This window comes from Viridibacillus sp. KH_047 (genome assembly GCF_057838945.1).
In genome coordinates, this window is record NZ_CM174479.1 from 3,597,710 (window position 1) to 3,613,545 (window position 15,836).

Genomic DNA, 15,836 nt, shown 5'->3' on the forward strand with positions numbered 1-15,836 from the left:
CGGTTGCCATTGATTCCATTGATTCCATTGCTGTCCTGGGAACCAGTTTTGGCCGTGGTGCCAGTCGTTACCTTGATTCCAATGCTGTCCCCGCCAAAAATTAGAACTTTCGCGTTGCCACTGTCCTCCATGAAAAGGTTGAACCATTCAATTTCACTCCTTTTTCTTTTCATTCTTTGTAGGATATGTATGAGAGTACAAAATGGTCCAAAATAGTGATTAAAAAACAGTGTTTCTCTTTAATTTTCCCTTCTTTTTATGTTCCTGTAGAATGCCATTGCTAAAAAGCATATGCATTTTTCGTTTAGACGTTAGAAACCCCCTTCTCAAAAGAGATAGGGGGTTCATTACTCAATAGCGTTTATTTCTCAACATTGATATATAGCTTACCTTTCGCTTCTTGACGCGTTTCGTTTTTGAAATTATCAACAGCTTTTACTTCAATTACTGCTCCTTTAGCTACTGTTCCTGATGGTACTGTCCAATAGCCTACGTAATGACCGTCTGCTTGTTCTGACATAGGTAGCTCAGTCGCATTTTGAACTTGTCCATTAACGTTTGTTAGTGGCATGTGGATGACGAAAGTAGCTTTCAATCCAGCTGCACTATCAAATTCAATTTTAACACTTTTGCCTGTTTTCAGATTAAGGTCTTCTACTGGTGTTAAGTTTTCAATGACAGGTGCATCGTAATTTGCTGTGATGCTAATTTTCTTAGTTACTTTGTTATTTGCTTTATCGCTAGCTACTACTTTGATTTCATTTACACCATTGTCGAGAAGAATACGTTTTGAATATTTCCCATTGACCACAGGTGCGTCTTTTCCATTTACACGGACCCAATCTAGGTTTGAATCTTTAACAGTACCTTCAACTGTTACTGACTCACGGTTTGTTTTATCCCCGTCAAGCGGACTTTCGATTTTCAGTTCGGGTTTCATCGTGTCTAATACAACATTAACTGCTTCAGATTCCCCTATTACTCGATTATCAAGAGTTGCTACTGCTACGAATTCATTTGAACCCTCTGATAATTTAGCATCAATTGAGAATTTACCATCTGCTCCAACGACTGCAGATCCAACTTCTTGATCATTTTGTTTTAATTTAATCTTTGTCGTTGGTGATGCTGTTCCTTCGATTTTTGTTGATGCTTGATTTGTTACAGATTTTGATGCTGGTGAAGTGATCACTGGACCCTGTACTTCATAACTTACACGGGCACGAATCATATAGTTTCCTTCTTCAGCTGGTGATGGTGACCAAGCATCGGAAACACTTTGATAGCTTCGTCTTGCATTTTTTCCACTTTCGTCTGTTGCAAGACCTGGTGCTTTTGTACCAGCAAACGTTTGACGATATACCATGTAGAAATCGCCTTTTACAATAATATTGTGATCACTTAAATCAACAACTGTCCATTCACCATTACGTAGAGCTGTCGCATCAATCGGACCTGCAAGTTTCTTACCAGGCGATCCATCGGCTCCAGTCGCGTCCCACACTTCAACTGCGAATGCAGTACCACCTGGAACTGGAAATTCAGTGTCCCAGAATCGGAATACGCCATCCGTTACAATGCCGTTTTCCTTTCCTTCAGGAAGAGACATTTTCACTGCCCAAGCGTTTCCTGCTGCATTAAATGCACGTGCATTTTCAGGAGTACCATCATCATACCCAATTTCGCCACCTGGGTAAGTGTAGAATGGTTTTAACTCAATATTTTGTGTCGTAGCTTGTTGGCCGATTTTAATAGTTGTTTCTTGGCTATAGTAGCCACGAGCAATTACTTTTAATGTGTAGTCGCCTTCATATGCAGTCAATGAATAGTTACCTTTTGCATCTGTAGTAACAGGCGTAATATTCGCATCTTCAACTAATAAGATAGTTGCCCCTGCTACGCCTTCTCCTGTTGATTTGTCAGTGATTTTACCACTCACTGTATTTTGTGCTACTTCATTCAATGTGAAGTTTGCAGTTGCCATGCCATCTGCTTCAATCGAAACAGATTGCTGTTTAGATGTAAACCCGTAGGCTTCTGCTTTCGCAGTGAATGTTCCGGCACCATGTGTTAATGAATATGAACCATCAGCAGGATTTGAATACACTGAACGGCCAGATTCAAGAATACTTACTTGAGCACCTAGCGGTAAAAGTGTTGGATTCACAACAGCTTCTTCTACTGGTGTTTTCTCTTTTGCAGGCATTACAGGTCGAATAGTCTTCGGATCAATCCACTCTTTCTTAGCATTTTTATCTGGATCCATTCCTACATTACCTTTGTTGCTGCTGTTTTTATCATTAGTATTATTAGATTTATTGCCATTCACGTCTTTATTTTTATTCTTGTCTTTAGATACTTTACCTGTTTGTGAGACATCCACTAACCCGATATCATCAATATACCAACCTTCTTTATTAATACTTGAGTCAGAGAATGCATTAAAACCAATATAGATGCGTTGACCTGCATAAGCTGATAAGTCAACTTCTGCATTTTTCCAACCGTTTGAAGCACCTTGAACCTTCATTACTTGTGTCCACTCTTCTCTATCCGTCGAGACAAAGACATGACCATAATCCCATGCTCTACCCGATGTAGATTCCTCGAAGTTATGCCATTGTTTAAACTGTAAATAAGAGTGTCCTTGTGGTAAATCAACTGGAGGCATCACGAGTGTTGCGTTCATTTGGCCGTCATAGTTACCAGCTAACTTTGTAGCATACACTTTGTCACCAGATGCCGCTTTTCCTGGACCTGACGTTGGTGCTCCCCACTCCCAGCTGTTTTTATTGCCAAACGATGTCCAGCCAGTAGGTTGTTTTTCTAGGTTTTCAAAGTATCCTACTGTGATGCCAGGTTTTACTTGCACTACATATTCTTCACTATTCACTTCGTTATTACCGAAGTCATTGACTGTCCATTTGTACTTGAATGAATCTCCTTTAATCGCTTCACCTGGAATCGTCACACCGAACTCCCCTGATTTATAATCGCCTGATTTATGAGTTGCGGTAATTGCTTTCCAAGCGCCATTAGCGTCTTTGTAATTAAAGATAACAGATGAAATACTTATGTTATCTGTTACTGAAGCTGTCAAATCTAAATCCATCCCTGCAAATACTTCAACAGGACTGTTATGTTTTAGTACTGGAGCTTCATTGTCATCACCTTGTTTTGTCACTTGACCTTTTAACTTACCTAGGCCAGTAATTATTGAAGAAACTGCTGCCTGAGCATCTACTAATCCATAACCATAGCCATGGTTTGGTGTTTGTGGATATTCAGAGTCAGTTAATGGAATTGCTGTATCAAGTAGAATTTGTTCCATTTCATCAACTGTTAAGTTTGCATTTACTTGACGAAGAAGAGCTAATACCCCTGATACTGCTGGGCCAGCCATCGATGTTCCATTCCAGCCACCTTCATAGCCACTTCCTGGAACAGTTGATCGGATGTTCACACCAGGAGCTGAAATGTCTGGCTTGATTTGATCATATGGTGATGGTCCACGAAGTGAGAAACCGCCTACTTTGTTATTAATATCAGTTGCCCCAGTTGCAAACGCCTCTGGGTAATTGGCTGGTGCAGCAACAGACCCCGGTCCACCTGGATTTGTTGGCGTTGTGTTACCTGCCGAAAATTCAGGGAAAATTTCTGCAGCACGCCAATTGAGCACTACGTCTCGGTACCATTCATCAAGACCTGGACCTCCACCCCAAGAGTTATTCACAATATCTGGAGCCATATCAACTCGTGCATTTCCATTGGCATCAGTTGGCGCTAAAATCCATTGTGCAGCTGCTAATAGATCTTCATCTGTACCACCTTGTGATGTAAATGCTTTGACAGCAATATATTTTGCGCCAGGTGCAACCCCAACTTGGTTAGAGCCATCTGGTTCACTACCAACCATTGTTCCTGAAACGTGTGTACCATGTCCAATATCATCATACGGAGTGGTACGCCCTACAGTCGCATCAAACCAGTTGAAGTCATGAGAAACTTGTCCAGTAGATGCATTGAAACCACGATATTTTTGCTTTAATGCTGGGTGATCCCATTGCACACCCGTATCAATACTTGCTACCACTGTTCCTGTTCCATCAATCCCTTTCGCCCAAACTTGAGGAGCTTTAACACGTTCAACGTTCCACTCAACATTTGCAGTTTTTGATTTGGGTGCAGGTGTCTCTTTTGTCTTTGTCGTAAATAATTGACGTTTTTCATTTGGTAATACTTTTTCTACTTCTGCAAATGTCGCCACTTTTTCAGCAATCTCTTTTGTTGCAGTAACAGCCATCCCATTGACGATGTAATAAGATGTGATGTCTTTTGCATTTCCTTTTTTCTCTTCTTGTTCAAGGAATTCTTTGACTGTTTCTTGTGATTCAAGTGAAGTTGCCTTCAAATCAGATACAACTGCAGATCGTTGAGCGAGCTTAGCTTGATGGGCTGTCATTTTATCTGCTTTTGCATTTTTCTTAGCTTCAGTAGCTACCTTATTTGCAGCAGATTTTTCCTTAAATTTGATAAGGAATGTTACTTTTTCATCATCTTTAAAATTATTGAGTAATCGATCGCTTAGCTTGTCTTTCACGAGAGCAGTGTTTGAACTTGAATCTCTGAAAGATTGATGCAGCTTATCAGTCGTTTTCGCACTAGCAACATTTGGAGCGACTAAAGAAAATGCCATGAGTACAGATGCAGCGATGCTAAATGCTTTGACAGAACTACTTTTTTCCCTCATCTTCATTCCCCCTGTAATTTTATAAAGATATTTGTTCTTTGCTAGAAGCTGATAGCCTTTTTAAGTCACCCAAAAAAGACCAAAGAAAAACACCTTTGCCTCCTTTCCCAAACAGATATTTAGGTAAACAGAATCAATGGTGCCAAATATCAATCTCTAGTTGTAACTACAACTATATAAGATTACAATTCAAATTTTTGTCAGTTTTTATCGATTTTTTTCTCCATTTTTACAAATAATAGTAATTTACTATAGAGTTACAGGTCTTAAGTCTCTAAAAGTTCATCTTGATGCATTGAAGCTATTCATAATAAATACGTAGAAAAGTTGATATAACAATATTTATAAGGTTTAATTGTATTTTTGTTAAATTTATAAGATTTTCAATTTTATTGAAAAATACCTAAATACACCTACAAAATTAAAAAGAGGGTAATTTGACTATCAACTTTCAAAATTATTGAATAGTACTAAAAGATTATTCACATTTTTAAATTCAAATTCTTTTTACCTTAAATACATTTTACATAAACACTTGAAAACAAAGAGTTTTCAGATGTTTTTCATCTTAATTTCCAAGGTCTTTTTTTGCTTATTTTCATATTTATTAAAAATTGAAATATCAAATTAAGCATTGCATTTTCAAAGGACTAATATCCTACCCTCAATAAAATGAAAGGATAACCTCTAAAACAAGCAATCCTATTTTTCTATCTAGGAATGCTAAAAAAAGATATAAGAACTCATTCAAGATTTATATACAGATCATTTCTATGAAAGGTTTTAAAAAAAAAATTAGGTTAATGTTAATGCAATAAAAAATCTCCTAAATTTTAATTTAGGAGATTCATTTTATTAATGATTACTTCACATTAACATTAATTTGTTGAGATCCTTTTCCAGTTTCCTTCAATTGTTGTTATCTTGATAAACAATAGGGCCGTTTTCAACTATAACTATTTTTAAAATCGAAATCGACAGAATTTTACGAATGTTAATGTTTTTTATGTTATTTGACCCTTAACAGGAAGCGGGATGTATAGGTTTATTGCCTAAATACGATGATTTTTGAGGGAAACGCAACAATTATTATTCTACAACCATAAATATTCGCAATATTATGACTACTATTACAATAACAATCCAAATTAATTATTAGCAGAATATTCACGTCTTTTTATAAGTAAATTCCAGCTCTGACGCTGATTTGAGGTCGCTTAATATCTCTATTTTTATGAGTTAAAATCCCATTTTTGATGTCAATTCAACTCGAAATACCAACGAAAAGCTGACAATTCAGAAAAATGTTTCGACAAATTATAATGGTATATACAAATGTGGATAACTTTATACACATTATACACACTGCCGCTTCTATATTTCACCAATATATCCATAAGTTAATAACAAATTATCCACTAAAACCTGTGGATAAAGGGGTGGTTGTCTTGAACAAAGCAATTTGCTACATTAATTATAGCAAAGTTAACTATCAATATATTCCACCTTGTTTTGATTTAGAACTCGACTCACAAAAATATGGAGGTGAACTAATTCGTGAGTAAATTATCAGACGATTTACTGATTAAAGCTTATGTTACGGCAACTACTAGCATGTTAAATCCAGATTTTATTAACCTATTAAAAGTTGAAATTATGCGTCGCTCTCTAATTAAAAAAGTCCCGTGTTAAACTGATCCAGCATTTATATAAAAATGCAGCATTAACTTTTCTTGTTCTTGATAGTCATCTCAATATAAATAGCTATTTATTTCTTCGTTTGAACACCAAATTAAATTAGAGATCTTTTTGATGATTGTCATGTATTTCATCTTGTAGATGTATATAGTGCGTTATATTAACCTGTCTCCCATTATTGATAGTTTATCTGCTAATTATTCGTGTTGTTAAATGAAGATACCATTTTCGATTAATATACTTCATAAAAAGTGAAAGCACGATGAATGGTATTAACTTGAATAACATATTTAGAAAATAATAGATTCGGCTTATATAGTCTTGAAGGTGTGATGTTATACAATCACGCCTTTACTAATACTTGCTTATGAACATAAAAAAAACGTCAGAATTGTTTTAATAACAGCTTCTGACGTGCCTACTATTTAGTATTATATTATTCTAGTCCTTCGCTAATCCATCCTCGAAATCAGCTGAATCTGCTATTTTTTCCTTTCTAAAGAAGTAACCAATAACAGCCCCAATGATCCCTGTAATAATCCAACCTGCTCCACTTGTAAACAATGGAATAAAATTAAATGTATTATTAAGTGTCTCTACTCCTAGATTTGCCTCTTTTAGTGCATCTATAACTGCTATAAAACCAACTCCGATGATTGTTCCTACATATACAGATTTTGCACCTTTAAAGAACGAATCCGTGAAGATAAGGATAATCAATGCAATCGCGATTGGATACAGTAACATTAAAATAGGTGATGCCATTGTTAAGATCTTCGATAAACCAAAGTTTGTAATGATTAAGCTCCCAATCGCGAAAACGATCAACCATTTTTTATAAGAAATTGATGGAATAATACGTTCAAAATACTCTGCTACAGCTGCTAAACACGCAACATTTGTTGTAATACCTGTAAGGAAAATGACAATTCCTATTAAATAAATACCAATTGGGCCAAACAACGCTTTGGAAGCTAATGCAATTAATTCTCCACCGTTATCCAAATAACCAATTGCATCAACACTAGATGCTCCAATCCATGACATTGACACTTGCAGCAACACTAAACCAATTATTGTAATGAACCCCGCCTGTATAAAAACCTTTGAAACTGATTTCTTAGACTTAATACCAAGACTATCAATTGATTTGATAAAGATTCCACCGAATACGAATGCTGCTAATACATCCATTGTATAATACCCTTGTGTAAACCCTTTCAAAAATGCTGCTCCTGTTGTTTCATACCCCATAGTTGGAACAGGTGCATGAATAGAACCTAGTGGAGTAAAGATTGATTTACCTACGATAATAACTAATAATACAGCGAAAATTGGAGTAATTAGCTTTCCTAATCGATCTACAAATTTAGTCGTTTCCCATGATAGAAAAATAGTTAAAACAATGAAGAAAGTAGAGAACAAAAGTAAGTACAATCCATGTTGATCAGTATTTGTGATTAATTGTTTAATACCGATTTCATATACAACTGAAGTTGTCCGTGGAATTACATAAATAGGCCCCAATGTTAAAAATAAAAGTACTGAGAAGATTATTGCAAATTTTGGTGATACACGTCCTGCTAACTTCTCAACAGTTCCTCCACCTTTTGTTAAAGCAATGATGGCTAATAATACTAGCCCTACCCCAGTAATTAAAAACCCTGCCATAGCGATTGGCGTGTTTGTACCAGCTTGCTGACCAACGATTGGCGCAAATATGACATTCCCAGCCCCTAAGAACATTGCAAATAACATGAAACCGATTGCTACAATTTGAAAAATTGATAAATCCTTTTTCATAATACACTCCCCTTTGTTAATTCCTCATAATGAGATGACTATCTTAAATGGCAAATCCTTCAGCGTAAATATCAGCTTCCTGTAAAACAAATTTATGCTCACCAGTTATCCAAGCAGCCCCTTTTAATGCTGGTATGATGGCATCAAATTCTCCTACTCTAGTTTTCCCCAATACGCTTCCTTCAAATTTAGAACCAATGATACTCTCTTGAATAATTGATGTTCCTGGCTCTAACTCAAGTGAAGCCATTTTCGCACAAGTACCTGTCCCACACGGTGAACGGTCAATTTGTCCATCTCCGAAGACTACGACATTTTTGTAATGCTCCTCTGATACTTTACTTGATATTTCAATTAGGTCGACGGTATTAATACCAGGTATAGTAGGATGTTGAATCTCAATATTTTCATTGATAAAATTTCTTGCCTCTGTTGCAATTTCCAAAATCTGTTGTTTATTAATCAAGTCTATCTCTAATTGCAAATCAACTGCATTTATTATTCCAAAAAAACTTCCACCAAATGCTATGTCCACTGAAACTTTACCAATATTTTTTAAATCTATTTCAATTTCTTTATGTAATAAAAATGCCGGTACATTTGTAAATTCAACATTTTCGACACTATCGCCTTTAAAAGTAGCTCTACACTCAATAATCCCAGAAGGAGCATCAATATAAATAAGCTCTTTTTTCGGTATAATTCCTTTACTCAGACACATTGTAACTGTACCAATTGTTCCATGACCACACATGTTCAAATATGAACCACTATCCATAAATATTATACCGATATCGCATTTCGGATTCGTAGGCTCTGTAATGATCGAACCGAACATGTCTTTATGGCCTCTTGGTTCGTTCATCAATAATTTTCTTAAATGATCATAGTTGTCTTTCACGTACTCCTTTTTTTCCATCATCGTTTCCCCAACGATTTCTGGAAAACCATTGACAACAATTCGCGTTGCTTCCCCCATCGTATGCGTATCTACTGTCTCTAAACTCATGATGTATTCGCCCATAATAATCCCCCTAAAAAAACAATTTTACATAAAAATCAAATTCATAGTTAGTTAATTACAATCTTATTTATCTTAGCCAGCGTATTACTTATTACTGCCCATCGTCATATAAAGTTTGAATTACTGTTTAATTTTTAAATGATAATTAGTTTGAAATTTTGACTCTAATAATTTATCAAAACTTAAACATAGTAACAGTTTTACACCCAAAAACATTGATGTGACGGCTCTCAGATTAAAAAACTAACTCGTTCTAAAAACATATACTATTTAGTTAGTTTTGAAAAGTCTTATTTTTTAATAAAATTCTAAATGAGTCTAAAATTATCTATCTAGAACCGTTATTTTCTAACTGTTTCAGTGCTGAAAATTCACTTAAATTATTTCTTTCGAAAAATTTCTTTTAAAAGAAAACTCTTGCAATTTGAAATTTTATGATATAATCGCTTGGAATTTAGTTCACAAATGATGGGGAGAGATTTTTTATGATATTAAGAGACTTTTTTATGTATTTATCCGAGAATCGCACACTAAATGCAGCCGCTCAAAGATACGGTTTAAAGATGGGTGCACAAAGCGTAGTAGCCGGTACTAATATTCAAGAAACGATTGATAGTATTAAAGAATTAAACAAGCATGGTATTGCTTGTACAGTTGATAACTTAGGTGAATTTGTTTTTGAAAAATCAGAAGCTATCGCTGCTAAAAAACAAATTTTAGAATTAATTCAAGCGATTCACGATCATGGGGTAGATGCTCATATCTCTTTAAAACCTTCTCAATTAGGCTTAGATATTGATCGTGACTTCTGTTATGAAAATTTAAAAGAAATTGTTGCCCTAGCAGACAAATTCGATATTTTCGTTAACTTCGACATGGAAGATTATGATCGTTTACATCCTTCTTTCGAATTGATGGAGCAACTGAATACTGAGCATCAAAATATCGGTACAGTTATTCAAGCATACTTCCATGAATCTGATGAAAATATCGAAAAGTATAAAAACTACCGTTTGCGTATCGTAAAAGGTGCTTATAAAGAACCAGCTAATATTGCTTACCAAGATAAAGCTGAAATCGATGCAAAATATATTAAATTGATCGAGTATCACTTACTACATGGTAAATTCACTTCAATCGCAACACATGATCACCGTGTCATTAACCATGTAAAACAATTTGTTAAAACAAATAATATTCCAAACGACAAATTTGAGTTCCAAATGCTTTATGGTTTCCGTAAAGATATGCAACTTCAATTAGCAAAAGAAGGTTACAACTTCTGTACTTATGTACCATTTGGTCGTGATTGGTATGGATACTTCATGCGTCGTTTAGCGGAGCGTCCACAAAACTTAACACTTGTTACTAAACAAGTTTTCAATAAAAAAACTAACACTGCGATTGGCTTAGCTGCTTCAGCATTCATAGTTGGTCGTCTATCTAAACGCAAATAAAAAAAGATCCCGCTCAAAAGGCGGGATCTTTTATTTTTTCTCTTCAGCATCTTTCATTCTTTTCATGCGATATTGTAAACTTTGTCTTTTCAGCCCCAGCTCTTTTGCAGTTTTTGAGACATTCCCCCCAAAGAATTCAAGTGCTTTAACCACATAATAGTCTTCTACTTCACGGATATATTGTTCGAGTGGACGGAGATCCTTGGCCGTTTGAACGATAAACAAATCACTTTGTGCATTATTTTCCTGACGATGTATATCTTGCACCTTCCATCGGAAATATGCTGGTAACATCTCATAAGTAATACTTTCCTCAGTAGTGATAAGAGATGCTATTTCGTCTAATAACACTTCTAATTCCTTCAAGTTTCCAGGCCAATCATAAGACAAAAATATTTCTTCAACTTCTAGTGCAAGACCTTTCACGAAAGAACCGTAGTCTTGTCGATGTCTCGAAAAGTAATCATTCACAAAGGGCATAATATCTTCTTTTCGTTCTCTGATTGATGGAACACGGATTGTAAGGGATGAGAAGAAAAAGTATAGACTTTTCGATAGCTTACCATCACTTATTAGTTCAATTGGGTCGCCGCCAATACTAGCGATAAAGACGTGATTTTTTGTTTCATGGATTTTCATCAACTCTACGATTCTTTCCTGAGCTGACATCGATAAATATTCTATTCGTTCACCGAAAAACGTAATGTTATGATGCTCAGTTATATATTTTTCTAGCTGTGCAATTACTGCTTCCTCGTCTCTTCTACAAATGAGAGTTATAAATTGTTCGTTGGGTATAGAAAGTGAGTGGTGGATTCCTTCAGCGATCATATCTTTCCCAGTTCCTGATTCCCCGATAAGCATGACCGAAATGCGACTAGTCGCAGCTATTTTTGCAGTTGAAATTACATTCTTCATCGATGCTGAAACAGCTGTAATTGTTTCAAACGTTAATGGCTGTCCATAACGGCGAAGTGGTTGATACATCATGAATTCTTGTGTAGAAATATCTCTCGCAAATTCTACTGCCCCAAGGATTCTCCCTTCTTTTTCAATTGGCAAAATATTATTGATTGTCGTAATCTCCTGCCCTTTTCGATTCCAAAAAGTTTTTTTATGATTTCGAATCGGTTGACCTTTATGTAACACTTGTAGCAATAGACTCTCTTCAGATTCAAAATTAATAATTTCCCTTGCAGAGCGCTTTTTAACCTCGTCATCTGTTATACCCTCAAGCTCTTTCATTTTTTTATTATAGATTACTGGCATTCCGTTAGCATCGATTGCACTAATGCCGATATCACTCATTTCCGTAATAAATTCATACAATTGAAGAAGACCATTTAATCCCAATTTTATATACCCCTTTAAGTTTTTTATAATTTTTTGAATATTTTTATTGTAATATGCCAAATGATGTTGCATTATTATATATATACTTTTCAGAAAAGTGCAAACTCACTTTGCACCTTACAACTTAGGGGGAGAAAAAATAATGATTCCATACAAACATGAACCATTTACAGATTTCACTTCAAACGAGCATGCAGATGCATATCAAACTGCATTAAAACAAGTTAAAGAACAATTAGGACAAGAATATCCTTTAATCATAAACGGTGAAAAAGTAACAACTGAGCAAAAAATCTCATCTTACAATCCTGCTAAGAAATCAGAATTAGTTGGTGTTGTATCAAAAGCTGATCAAGAATTAGCTGAAAAAGCAATGCAAGCGGCACATACTGCCTTTGGGGAATGGCAATATACGCCGGCCGAAGTAAGAGCTGATATTTTGTTTAAAGCAGCTGCAATCATCCGCCGTCGTAAACATGAATTCTCTGCTTGGTTAACATTCGAAGCTGGTAAACCATGGAACGAGGCTGATGCTGATACTGCAGAAGCAATCGATTTCCTTGAATATTACGGTCGTCAAATGTTAGCGATTAAAGATGGTCAACCAGTTGAAAGCCGCGTTGGCGAATTTAACCGTTATGACTACATTCCATTAGGTGTTGGTGTCATCATCTCTCCTTGGAACTTCCCATTTGCAATCATGGCTGGTACTACTGTAGCAGCAGTTGTAACTGGTAACACTGTACTTTTAAAACCTGCTTCAACTACACCTGTTGTTGCTTACAAATTCATGGAAGTATTAGAGGAAGCTGGACTTCCAGCGGGCGTTGTTAACTACATCCCAGGTTCTGGCGCTGAAGTTGGCGATTATTTAGTAGATCACAAGTATACTCGTTTCATCAGTTTCACTGGTTCTCGTGATGTTGGTCTTCGTATTAATCAACGCGCTTCTGTTGTAAACGAAGGTCAAATTTGGATTAAACGTGTTATCGCTGAAATGGGTGGTAAAGATACGATTGTAGTAGATAAAGAGGCTGATTTAGAATTAGCTGCTCAATCTATCGTTAAATCTGCATTCGGCTTTAGTGGTCAAAAATGTTCAGCATGTTCACGTGTTGTAATTGTGGATGAAGTTTATGATGAAGTAGTCGCACGTGTAGAGGAATTAACAAAAGCATTACAAGTCGGTAATCCAGAAGATCCTACTAACTATACTGGACCAGTTATTGATGAAGCAGCATTCAATAAAATTACTAGCTACATCGAAATTGGTAAAGAAGAAGGTCGCTTAATCGCTGGCGGTACTGCTGACCAATCAGAAGGCTATTTCGTTCAACCAACAGTATTTGCAGATGTATCTCCTGAAGCACGCATTATGAAAGAAGAAATCTTCGGACCAGTTGTAGCTATTTCTAAAGCTTCTAATTTCGAAGAAGCAATCGCAATTGCTAATGATACTGAATATGGTTTAACTGGAGCTGTTATTTCAAAAAATCGTACTAACATCGAATACGCACGTCAACGCTTCCATGTTGGTAATTTATACTTCAACCGTGGCTGTACTGGCGCTATCGTAGGATACCAACCATTCGGTGGCTTCAATATGTCAGGTACAGATTCAAAAGCTGGTGGCCCTGATTATTTACAGCTTCATATGCAAGCAAAAACAACATCAGAAACACTATAATTTTTTCTACATTATAATAGAAGAAACTCTACTATTTTTACGCTCGACGTGTGATAATTCATGCGTCGGGTTTTTGTTTTACACATTTTAAATGCAAAAAGAATAGTTGAATTAATGGCATTTCCACTTGTACAAAACACTTTTATTTTCACTAATTTAAATTCGAAATTAAATGGATTATCAAATGTATATGTATGTAGATTATCATACATATGTCAAATTGTTTAGAACACTCTAATTGTTCAATTTATATTGACAATTCTATTTCTAGCTGATATGCTATAAAACATATCCAAATTCGATGAAGAGAATAAGTACGAATGGATTCTTAATCTATAGAGAGTCGACGCTTGCTGAAAGTCGATGTTTAAGTCCTTTTCTGAAATCATCTCCGAGAAGCAAAATTGAACCTGATGTAAATTTTGCCGGCAAATCCTCCGTTACCTTAGGATCACGTATGATAGTACGGTGGCTGAGTGCTGGATTTTTTGTGAACACAAAATTCCGGAATTAGGGTGGTATCGCGAGTAATCTCGTCCCTTTTTATAGGGGCGAGTTTTTTTGTGCCTATTTTCACTGAATATGGATTACTATTTTAGAGGAGTGAATGAAATGAAAAAATCAACAACTTTATTTATTGGACTAATGTTATTCTCAATGTTCTTTGGAGCCGGTAATCTTATTTTCCCACCGTTTTTAGGCGCTAATGCAGGGACAAACTTTCCACTCGCTATTACTGGATTTATCGTAACTGCAGTTGGTCTCCCTCTACTTGTATTAACAGCTTTGTCTTTTGTTGAAGGAGGAGTACGTTCACTAGCAAGTCGCGTTCATCCTATTTTCGGAATCGCATTTACTATCATCGTATATTTATCAATCGGACCATTTCTTGCTATCCCTCGTAATGCAACACTTGCATACGAAATGGGGTTAAAGCCTTTTATATCAGATTCTCCTTTTGCTCTAATCGGTTTTACGGCATTATTTTTCCTTCTAGTATTTTTAGTCAGCTTAAACCAAAGTAAAATGATGGATCTTATGGGTAAGATTATTACACCACTTCTATTACTTAGCATGATAATTTTAGTTGTAGTAGGTTTTGTTCGTTTACAAAATGGCGCATTAGCCCCTGCAACAACAGAGTACGCCCAATCTCCTTTCCTAAAAGGTTTTTTAGAAGGATATAACACAATGGATGCACTCGCTGCACTTGCATTCGGTATTGTTATTTTGACAACGCTAAAGCAACAAGGAGCTACTGAAGGTAAAATGCTACGAAGAGAAATGCTGAAAGCGGGTCTTTTAGCAGGATCTTTACTTGCTGTTGTATATTGCTCATTAGGCTATATTGGTGTGAAAATGGCAGGAACAAGTACATTTGAAAACGGTAGTTCCCTTCTATCTTCTGCTTCCTATTTATTGTTCGGACAATGGGGCAATTTATTGTTAGGTATTATTTTCGTTCTAGCTTGCTTTACTACATGTGTTGGATTGGTGTCTGCTTGTGCAAACTATTTCAATTCGTTAATTCCTAAAATTAGTTATAAGAAAATCTCTTTATTCTTTTCATTGATTGGTTTCGGGTTAGCTAATTTCGGTTTAAGTACAATATTATTAGTAAGCGTTCCTTTTTTAGTTGCTGCATACTCATTAACAATTGTCTTGATCGTGATATCTCTTTTCCATCCGTTATTCAGAGGATCTTCCTATGTTTACGTTGGAGCAATGACACTCACAGGAATCGTTGCATTATATGATGGACTAAAAGCATTTGGCTTCACGTTTGGCGTAGTCGATAAATATATGAACTATCTTCCATTTGCAGATCTTGGATTGGGGTGGATTATTCCTGCTATTGTAGGGACTGCTATTGGATTTTGTCTATACCTTATTAAGGGTGAATCTTCGATGGTTGTTTCTAGGCCTGTTGGGAAGTGATTTTTTATAGTAGAGACTACCCGCAGTTCGTTGGGTAGTCTTTTTACTTGTAGAATAAATGGACTTGGGATGTAGAAAGTCGGTTGTGTATCGACTGTTGCGCTATGTGCAGGGATTGTTGCGCTA

8 protein-coding genes and 1 other annotated feature are annotated in these 15,836 nt (G+C 35.9%); of the genes, 4 read left to right on the forward strand and 4 right to left on the reverse strand.

Annotated elements, in window-relative coordinates:
• Window positions 1–361: 361 nt before the first annotated feature.
• The gene (locus AC3IS5_RS17710; RefSeq protein ID WP_489425572.1) at window positions 362–4,750 is read right to left on the reverse strand and encodes a S8 family serine peptidase; all 4,389 of its coding nucleotides are present in this window, start codon (window positions 4,748–4,750) and stop codon (window positions 362–364) included.
• 1,557 nt (window positions 4,751–6,307) lie between these two features.
• Between AC3IS5_RS17710 and AC3IS5_RS17715 the strand changes: the two genes are divergently transcribed.
• Window positions 6,308–6,442 carry a sporulation histidine kinase inhibitor Sda gene (locus tag AC3IS5_RS17715; protein WP_427731751.1) on the forward strand — a complete coding sequence of 45 codons (135 nt, stop codon included), beginning with the start codon at window positions 6,308–6,310 and terminating at the stop codon, window positions 6,440–6,442.
• Between the two features lie 447 nt (window positions 6,443–6,889).
• On the opposite strand, the gene brnQ (AC3IS5_RS17720) is transcribed toward AC3IS5_RS17715, so the two are convergent.
• Window positions 6,890–8,251 carry a branched-chain amino acid transport system II carrier protein gene (brnQ, locus tag AC3IS5_RS17720; protein ID WP_489425573.1) on the reverse strand — a complete coding sequence of 454 codons (1,362 nt, stop codon included), beginning with the start codon at window positions 8,249–8,251 and terminating at the stop codon, window positions 6,890–6,892.
• A 43-nt stretch (window positions 8,252–8,294) separates the two neighbouring features.
• Window positions 8,295–9,275, reverse strand: a complete 981-nt coding sequence (locus AC3IS5_RS17725; protein ID WP_489425574.1) for a proline racemase family protein — start codon at window positions 9,273–9,275, stop codon at window positions 8,295–8,297.
• 485 nt (window positions 9,276–9,760) lie between these two features.
• On the opposite strand from AC3IS5_RS17725, the gene AC3IS5_RS17730 reads away from it, so the two are divergent.
• Window positions 9,761–10,732, forward strand: coding sequence for a proline dehydrogenase family protein (locus tag AC3IS5_RS17730; RefSeq protein WP_489425575.1), 972 nt, complete (start codon window positions 9,761–9,763; stop codon window positions 10,730–10,732).
• Window positions 10,733–10,762: 30 nt separating this feature from the next.
• On the opposite strand, the gene AC3IS5_RS17735 is transcribed toward AC3IS5_RS17730, so the two are convergent.
• Window positions 10,763–12,085 (reverse strand): AAA-type ATPase lid domain-containing protein, encoded by a 1,323-nt coding sequence (locus AC3IS5_RS17735; protein ID WP_489425576.1) that lies wholly within the window; start codon window positions 12,083–12,085, stop codon window positions 10,763–10,765.
• A gap of 139 nt (window positions 12,086–12,224) precedes the next feature.
• On the opposite strand from AC3IS5_RS17735, the gene pruA reads away from it, so the two are divergent.
• Together pruA and brnQ (AC3IS5_RS17745) are read left to right on the forward strand one after the other, a co-directional pair.
• Window positions 12,225–13,772 carry an L-glutamate gamma-semialdehyde dehydrogenase gene (gene pruA / locus AC3IS5_RS17740; protein ID WP_489427931.1) on the forward strand — a complete coding sequence of 516 codons (1,548 nt, stop codon included), beginning with the start codon at window positions 12,225–12,227 and terminating at the stop codon, window positions 13,770–13,772.
• Window positions 13,773–14,064: 292 nt separating this feature from the next.
• Window positions 14,065–14,316, forward strand: a binding site (T-box leader).
• Window positions 14,317–14,384: 68 nt separating this feature from the next.
• A complete protein-coding gene (brnQ, locus tag AC3IS5_RS17745) occupies window positions 14,385–15,710 on the forward strand; it encodes a branched-chain amino acid transport system II carrier protein (RefSeq protein ID WP_489425577.1) in 1,326 nt (441 codons plus the stop codon).
• Window positions 15,711–15,836 lie beyond the last annotated feature (126 nt).

What these genes read in the sequence shown, in the direction of transcription:
- AC3IS5_RS17730 (WP_489425575.1), top strand. Translation starts at nt 9,761, where the DNA reads ATGATATTAAGAGACTTTTTTATGTATTTATCCGAGAATCGCACACTA.
- AC3IS5_RS17710 (WP_489425572.1), bottom strand. Translation starts at nt 4,750, where the DNA reads ATGAGGGAAAAAAGTAGTTCTGTCAAAGCATTTAGCATCGCTGCATCT.
- brnQ (WP_489425577.1), top strand. Translation starts at nt 14,385, where the DNA reads ATGAAAAAATCAACAACTTTATTTATTGGACTAATGTTATTCTCAATG.
- AC3IS5_RS17725 (WP_489425574.1), bottom strand. Translation starts at nt 9,275, where the DNA reads ATGGGCGAATACATCATGAGTTTAGAGACAGTAGATACGCATACGATG.
- brnQ (WP_489425573.1), bottom strand. Translation starts at nt 8,251, where the DNA reads ATGAAAAAGGATTTATCAATTTTTCAAATTGTAGCAATCGGTTTCATG.